Origin of the sequence: Micropruina sp. (assembly GCF_047606365.1) — a bacterium.
Taxonomy (GTDB): domain Bacteria; phylum Actinomycetota; class Actinomycetes; order Propionibacteriales; family Propionibacteriaceae; genus Micropruina.
The window spans coordinates 1-6,667 of the sequence record NZ_JASGEN010000022.1 but is presented as its reverse complement, the minus strand read 5'-3'; the positions used below and the strand labels follow the sequence as shown (position 1 = coordinate 6,667).

Annotated in this window: 7 protein-coding genes and 1 pseudogene; 2 read left to right on the top strand and 6 right to left on the bottom strand. The window is 66.6% G+C overall.

What is annotated here, in order from left to right; translation table 11 throughout:
- Both QM624_RS03055 and QM624_RS03050 read right to left on the bottom strand, forming a co-directional pair.
- Positions 1 to 1,293 (bottom strand): annotated as a pseudogene (locus QM624_RS03055) (DNA-directed RNA polymerase subunit beta); the annotation flags it as partial.
- A gap of 503 nt (positions 1,294 to 1,796) precedes the next feature.
- Positions 1,797 to 3,086 carry a helix-turn-helix domain-containing protein gene (locus QM624_RS03050; RefSeq protein WP_415088647.1) on the bottom strand — a complete coding sequence of 430 codons (1,290 nt, stop codon included), beginning with the start codon at positions 3,084 to 3,086 and terminating at the stop codon, positions 1,797 to 1,799.
- A gap of 114 nt (positions 3,087 to 3,200) precedes the next feature.
- Between QM624_RS03050 and QM624_RS03045 the strand changes: the two genes are divergently transcribed.
- Positions 3,201 to 3,341 (top strand): hypothetical protein, encoded by a 141-nt coding sequence (locus tag QM624_RS03045; protein ID WP_298133139.1) that lies wholly within the window; start codon positions 3,201 to 3,203, stop codon positions 3,339 to 3,341.
- 353 nt (positions 3,342 to 3,694) lie between these two features.
- Here the strand turns inward: QM624_RS03045 and rplL are convergent, their stop codons facing one another.
- Together rplL and rplJ are read right to left on the bottom strand one after the other, a co-directional pair.
- A complete protein-coding gene (gene rplL, locus QM624_RS03040) occupies positions 3,695 to 4,093 on the bottom strand; it encodes a 50S ribosomal protein L7/L12 (RefSeq protein WP_415088645.1) in 399 nt (132 codons plus the stop codon).
- An 18-nt stretch (positions 4,094 to 4,111) separates the two neighbouring features.
- The gene (rplJ, locus tag QM624_RS03035) at positions 4,112 to 4,699 is read right to left on the bottom strand and encodes a 50S ribosomal protein L10 (protein WP_298133143.1); all 588 of its coding nucleotides are present in this window, start codon (positions 4,697 to 4,699) and stop codon (positions 4,112 to 4,114) included.
- Between the two features lie 262 nt (positions 4,700 to 4,961).
- Between rplJ and QM624_RS03030 the strand changes: the two genes are divergently transcribed.
- Positions 4,962 to 5,435, top strand: coding sequence for a GNAT family N-acetyltransferase (locus tag QM624_RS03030; protein WP_415088644.1), 474 nt, complete (start codon positions 4,962 to 4,964; stop codon positions 5,433 to 5,435).
- Positions 5,436 to 5,509: 74 nt separating this feature from the next.
- Here the strand turns inward: QM624_RS03030 and rplA are convergent, their stop codons facing one another.
- Together rplA and rplK are read right to left on the bottom strand one after the other, a co-directional pair.
- The gene (gene rplA / locus QM624_RS03025) at positions 5,510 to 6,211 is read right to left on the bottom strand and encodes a 50S ribosomal protein L1 (RefSeq protein ID WP_415088643.1); all 702 of its coding nucleotides are present in this window, start codon (positions 6,209 to 6,211) and stop codon (positions 5,510 to 5,512) included.
- A 94-nt stretch (positions 6,212 to 6,305) separates the two neighbouring features.
- Positions 6,306 to 6,667: 50S ribosomal protein L11 (gene rplK / locus QM624_RS03020; protein ID WP_415088642.1), on the bottom strand; the 362-nt coding region annotated here is incomplete at its 5' end.

Sequence of the window (6,667 nt, the reverse complement as noted above, 5' to 3'; positions counted from 1 at the left end):
CTTGTGGGTCAGCCCGGCGACCGGGTTGGTCTGGTCCATGAACTGCGACAGCTGCGACGTGCCGAAGAACTCCTTCAGCGCGGCCGACACCGGACGGATGTTGATCAGGGTCTGCGGCGTGATCGCCTCGATGTCCTGGGTGGTCATCCGGTCGCGGACGGTGCGCTCGAGACGGCCGAGGCCGATCCGGAGCTGGTTCTGGATCAGCTCGCCGACGGTGCGCAGCCGGCGGTTGCCGAAGTGGTCGATGTCGTCGGTCTCGACGATCAGGTCGCCCAGCTGCTCGCGGCCCTCGTGCAGCGCCACCACGTAGCGGATGGCGGAGACGATGTCCTCGACGGTCAGCACCTGGGTGTCGAAGGGCAGCGACAGACCGAGCTTCTTGTTGATCTTGTAGCGGCCCACCTTGGCGAGGTCGTAGCGCTTCGGGTTGAAGTAGTAGTTCTCCAACATCGCCTGCGCGGCCTCGCGGGTCGGCGGCTCGCCCGGACGCAGCTTGCGGTAGATGTCGAGCAGCGCCTCGTCGGTGTTGGCGGTGTGGTCCTTCTCGAGGGTGAGCCGGATCGACTCGTACTCGCCGAACTCTTCCAGGATCTGCTCGTTGGTCCAGCCCAGGGCCTTGAGCAGCACGGTGACGTTCTGCTTGCGCTTGCGGTCGAGCCGGACGCCGACCATGTCGCGCTTGTCGACCTCGAACTCGAGCCAGGCGCCCCGGCTCGGGATCATCTTGCATGTGAAGATGTCCTTGTCGGACGTCTTGTCCGGGGTCTGCTCGAAGTAGACGCCCGGGGAGCGGACCAGCTGCGACACCACGACACGCTCGGTGCCGTTGATGATGAAGGTGCCCTTGTCGGTCATCAGCGGGAAGTCGCCCATGAACACGGTCTGGCTCTTGATCTCGCCGGTGTCGTTGTTCATGAACTCGGCGGTGACGAACAGGGGGGCCGCATAGGTGACGTCGCGGTCCTTGCACTCCTCCACGGAGTGCTTGGGGTCTTCGAAGCGGTTGTCACGGAAGGACAGCGACATCGTCTGCGACAGGTCCTCGATCGGGGAGATCTCTTCGAAGATCTCCTCCAGGCCGGACTTGGTGTTGACGTCGGTGCGTCCCTCGGCGAGCGCTGCGGCTACCCGGTTACGCCAGGTCTCGTTGCCGACCAGCCAATCGAAGGACTCGATCTGCAGGTCGAGCAGATTCGGGACTTCGAGGGGTTCGGCGATCTTGGCGAACGAGATACGGCCGGAGGCGGAGACGACATTGGTGTTCTTCGACGCAGAGCGCGAGACGGCCAAGGTGATGGTCCTTCCAAGAAACCCGGCGGTGTAGCCGGTTCTTTGCACGCAGAACGGCCCGCGTCAAATCACGGGTCGTAGGTGAGCGATGGGCAAACAAACACTATAGTCCATCGGCCACGACTTGCCAAGTGGGCCCATCCACCCCGGGCCGCACCTGTCTCCACCGCGTCATTGCGATGCCGGTTCGGCCGCCGTCGTCACGATAGCGCGCAGACCCGCAGCCGCGACTGCGCAACGCGGAAGAGGGCGGCCGGCGAGGAGTCGGCACGGAGACGGCCTGTCAAAGGATGAGGGTTGCCCGGCAACGGTCACGGCAAGCGCGGCGCGGGAGCGCACGAACCTCGGAAAGCGAAGGGCCCCAGAACGCACTGAATCGGTGCTCGCCTCGGGCAACGGGAGGAAACTCACAAGGCGAACACCGATCAGCAGTGCCCATCAACGACGCTATCGGGGGGTTGTGCCGTCGACAGCAGTAATCACACCACCACTTGACAACCTTGTCAAACACTAGGGGTTGGGCTGTCCACATTATGGACGCCCATGTCTTCGAGTGCAGCGGCCCGCTGCCAGCACTGGCTGGCTTGACGGAATTGCTCCTGTTTTCCGTACAGATCGGCAGCGCGGATGAAGGCCGCCCGGGCGCGTTCCGGACGCCCCAGGTCGAGTTCGATCTCGGCCAGCAATTCCTCGCCCTGGCCGTTGCTGACCGTGGCCGGACGCATCGCCGGGTCGACCAGTACCGCTTCGACGTGCTCGGCGGCCTGCTCGGGTCGCCCCTCGTGCAGCAGCAGCTTGGCCTCAGCCAGCCGCAACTCGAACATGTCGAACGCGCTGCCGATCAGGCTGAGCCCACCGCGGGCCACTTCGAGCATCTCTCGGACACCGTCGGTGATCCCCGCGTCGAGTCGGCAATTGGCGGCCGACCGGTTCAATCGCAACCACATTCGCAGGTCGCGACGAGGGTTCAACAACTCCATCGCCAGGTCGTGCAACTCCAGACCCTTGGCCACGTTGCCCGACTTGAACGAGGCGGTACCCAGCGTCCAGTAGATGACGCCGCGGGCGTGGGCCGACTCGACGTGCAGCGAGACATCCTCCAGCCAGGCGCACAGCCGATCGGTCTCGGCCGTGGGCCGGCCCGCCTCCAGCGCGGCGCTGATCAGGCACATCAGGGCGTCCGCCATCACGATCGGCGGGGCCTCCCTAGCCAGCTCCACAGCCTGCCCGGCATGCACGAGCGCCATCGGCAGCTCGTCGCCGACGCGGTGCGCGGTGGCCGACAAGCACAGCGCCTGAGCACGCAGTGTCGGCGAGGTGGCCGCCACCTGGTGCGCGGCGAGCCGCTCGGCGAAGTGGATCGCATCGGCGAACTCGCCCTCGGCCAGCGCCGCCTGCGCCTGCACATAGAGCGCCTGCCAATGCCGTTCGGGCTGCCCTGCGTTCAGCGCGGACGCCGCCGCACGGGTCGCCAGTTCGCCGGCGGTCGCCCAGTCGCGATCGTGCCAGGCACGCTCGGCAACCAGCAGATGCTCCAGCGCGTGGGTGTCGTCAAAGCTGTCGATCGGCTCGGGCAGCGACGGTTCCATGCCGAGTTCGTCGGCCGTCACGCCCAGCCGCAGCGCCAGGAACTCGACCACGTCGTGCGACGCCGCACGACGTCCGCTTTCCAGATGCGAGATGTAGCTGCCGGTGTAACGGTCGCCACCGAGCTCTGCTTGCGACATACCGAGCCGCTTGCGGGTGGCCCGAAGTCGAGCGCCGAACCCGTCGTGGGTCAGCGAAGTGGTCAAAACGCACCTCCTCCGGACTTCTGTCTTCCAGTCTGACCAGTAGTTGACATGTCCGTCAAGTATGGATACGTTTTTGTCAACAGCAAGTCCTCGCCAAACCACCCGGGGAGCACAATGAACAAGACGATCCGCAAGGCCCTCGTTGCCGTAGCGGCGCTCATCGCCGTCACTGCCGTGCCGGTCGCCTCCCAGGCCCCTCAGGCCGCCGGCGGCTTCGGCGATTGGCCCGTCAGCGCTCGCCTCGGCCACCGCTGACCCCTCAAAGCCAGCCCACACCCACCCCCGCTAGGCAGTTCGGCGGCGGAACTCTCGGGTTCCGCCGCCGATTACTGACGCCCGGGGTGGGCGTCACGATCTCGACATCGTCACCGGGTGACCGGTTCGGTACACGATCTCGGGTTCCAACGCGAAATCGCGTACCCGGCCGAACATCGTGTCACGATCCCGAGATCGAGACCGCACTGCGCCGTCCGGAGCTCCCCCACGCAGTCCCGCGTCCCTGAGTCGGGTGAGCGGTCCCGCGAGACGGGTGTGAGCACCCCTGAAACGCGAAATCGGCGGTGGAACCCTTTCGGGCTCCACCGCCGATTTGTGCGGTGTGTGTCAGATCACTTGACGGACACGGCGGCGCCGGCGGCCTCCAGGGCCTCCTTCGCCTTGGCCGCAACGTCGCGAGCGACCTTCTCCAGGACGGGCTTCGGGGCGGCCTCGACCAGGTCCTTGGCCTCCTTGAGGCCCAGGCTGGTGAGCGCGCGCACCTCCTTGATGACCTGGATCTTCTTGTCGCCGGCGGACTCGAGGATCACGTCGACCTCGTTGCTCTCCTCTTCGGCGCCGGCATCGCCGTCGCCACCACCGGCGGCCGGGGCCGCGGCGGCGGCAACAGCCACCGGAGCGGCGGCGGTGACGCCGAAGGTGTCCTCGAACTGCTTCACGAACTCGGAGAGCTCGATCAGGGTCATCTCCTTGAAGGCATCAAGGAGTTCGTCGGTGCTGATCTTCGCCATGATGATGTTCCTTTCGTCTTACTTCGATGCAGCGTCAGCCGCGTCTTCGGTGGCCTCCGCAGCGGGCGCTGCATCGGTTGCCGGGTCTCCCCCGGCCTGCTTCTGGTCGGACAGTGCGGCCAGGACGCGAGCGGCCTGGCTGAGCGGGGCGGCGAACAGGCCAGCGGCCTTCGCCAGGTTGCCGTTCATCGCGCCGGCCAGCTTCGCGAGCAGGACCTCGCGAGACTCCAGGTCGGCCAGCTTCTTGACCCCTTCGGCGTCGAGGACACGACCGTCCATGACGCCACCCTTGATGACCAGATGCGGGTTCGCCTTCGCGAAGTCACGCAGACCCTTGGCGACGTCGGCGACGTCACCGGTGATGAACGCGATCGCGGTGGGGCCGGCGAGCTGGTCGTCCAGGCCCTCGATGCCCGCTTCACGGGCGGCGATCGTGGTCAGCGTGTTCTTCGTCACGGCATAGGTGGCGTTCTCACCCAAGGACCTGCGCAGTTCCTGCAGGTTCTTCACGGTGAGACCGCGGTACTCGGTCAGTACGGCGGCGGCCGCGTTGGTGAAGCTGTCCTTCAGCTCCGCCACGGCTGCGGCTTTGTCATCCCTCGCCATGAGTCTCCTTCCCACTTCCGTTGATCTGCCTCGGACATGGAAAAACCCCGGCGCGCAAGGCAATCCGGGGCGAACTCGTGACGAGCTGTTCAGGAATACCTGCGCGGGCGATCGTTGATCCTTAGGACATCGAGTGATGTCACCAGCGGTCTTCGGCTCCGCACAGTCTATGGCACGGCGTCCGGGCCGGCCAAATCGGCGGACGCGGCGTCCGGCTCGGAAAGGTCGCCTCGCCTGTTGCGCGGTTTGGGACGATTCTCGGATGAGCGGGATGCAGGTGCGTGACTATACCGAGGCCGACGCCGCGCCGACCCTGAAGGTGTTCCGGGACGCGGTGACGGTCACCGGTGCGCAGCGCTACACGGCCCAGCAGGTGGTGGCGTGGGCCGGTCCGCCGCAGGACAACCTGCCCGCCTGGCACTCGGCCCGGTCGGCACCGGCCACGATCGTCGCGGTGCTCGACGACACCGTGGTCGGCTTCTCCGACCTCGACGCACAGGGCTACATCGACATGCTGTTCGTATCGCCCGAGTTCGGACGCCGCGGCGTGGCGAGCCGGCTCCTCGACGAGATCGAGACACGTGCGCGCACCGCCGGGCTGGACGCGCTCACGGTGAGCGCCAGCCTGCTGCTGCGTCCGTTGCTCGAGCGCCGCGGGTTCGTCGTCGAGAAGCAACTGGCTCCGGTGGTGAACTCGGTGTCCCTGGTCAGCTTCGCGATGCGCAAGAGCCTCTGACTCTGCAGGTGGGGCCGGACGCGGAACGGCCCGGCATCCCATCGGGATACCGGGCCGTTGCCGAGTGATCGAACTCAGACCTCGGCGGGCTTCGACCGGGTGGGGTCGACGCCCACGCCGGGGCTCATCGTGGACGACACGGTGACCTTCTTCAGGTACCGGCCCTTCGACGAGGACGGCTTGAGCCGGAGCACTTCGTCCAGGGCGGCGAAGTAGTTCTCGGTGAGCTGCTCGGGGCTGAACGAGGCCTTGCCGACGATGAAACACAGGTTGGCGTGCCGGTCGACGCGGAACTCGATCTTGCCGCCCTTGATGTCGCTGACGGCCTTGGCGACGTCCATGGTGACGGTGCCGGTCTTCGGGTTCGGCATCAGGCCGCGCGGACCGAGCACCCGGCCCAGGCGTCCGACCTTTCCCATCATGTCCGGGGTGGCCACGACGGCGTCGAAGTCGAGGTAGCCGCCGGTGATCTTCTCGATCAGCTCGTCGGCACCGACCTCGTCGGCGCCCGCGGCGGTGGCGTCCGCAGCCTTCTCACCGGTGGCGAAGACGAGGACCCTTGCCGTCTTGCCGGTGCCGTTGGGAAGGTTCACGGTGCCGCGGACCATCTGGTCCGCCTTCCGCGGGTCGACGCCGAGCCGCATCGCGACCTCGACCGTCTCATCGAATTTGGCGCTGGCGTTCTTCTTGACGATCGCCAGAGCCTCCTCCGGGGTGTACACCTGATCGGCGTCGCGGTTGTCCGCGGCTGCCCGGTAGGCCTTGCTGCGCTTCATTACTGGTCTCCTTGTGATGTCGGCCCCGTGTGGCCGATCTGCCAGGTGCGGTACGGACGTCGTCCTGCCGCGGGTGTGGGTGGTGGCTACGTACTCAGCCGGCGACGGTGATGCCCATGGAGCGGGCGGTGCCCTCGACGATCTTGGCGGCGGCCTCGATGTCGTTGGCGTTCAGGTCGGGCAGCTTGGTGGTGGCGATCTCGCGGACCTGGGCGGCGGTGATGGTGCCGACCTTGTCCTGGTGCGGACGCGCGGAGCCACTCTTGACGCCGGCGGCCTTCTTGATCAGCTCGGCGGCCGGCGGGGTCTTGGTGACGAACGTGAACGTGCGGTCTTCGTAGATGGTGATCTCGACCGGGATCACGTTGCCGCGCATGGCTTCGGTTTCTGCGTTGTACCGCTTGCAGAACTCCATGATGTTGACGCCGTGCGGGCCGAGCGCGGTGCCGACCGGCG

Excerpts from the sequence above, each read along its gene's own strand:
- QM624_RS03045 (WP_298133139.1), top strand. The coding sequence starts at position 3,201 with ATGAACAAGACGATCCGCAAGGCCCTCGTTGCCGTAGCGGCGCTCATC.
- rplL (WP_415088645.1), bottom strand. The coding sequence starts at position 4,093 with ATGGCGAAGATCAGCACCGACGAACTCCTTGATGCCTTCAAGGAGATG.
- rplJ (WP_298133143.1), bottom strand. The coding sequence starts at position 4,699 with ATGGCGAGGGATGACAAAGCCGCAGCCGTGGCGGAGCTGAAGGACAGC.
- QM624_RS03030 (WP_415088644.1), top strand. The coding sequence starts at position 4,962 with ATGAGCGGGATGCAGGTGCGTGACTATACCGAGGCCGACGCCGCGCCG.
- rplA (WP_415088643.1), bottom strand. The coding sequence starts at position 6,211 with ATGAAGCGCAGCAAGGCCTACCGGGCAGCCGCGGACAACCGCGACGCC.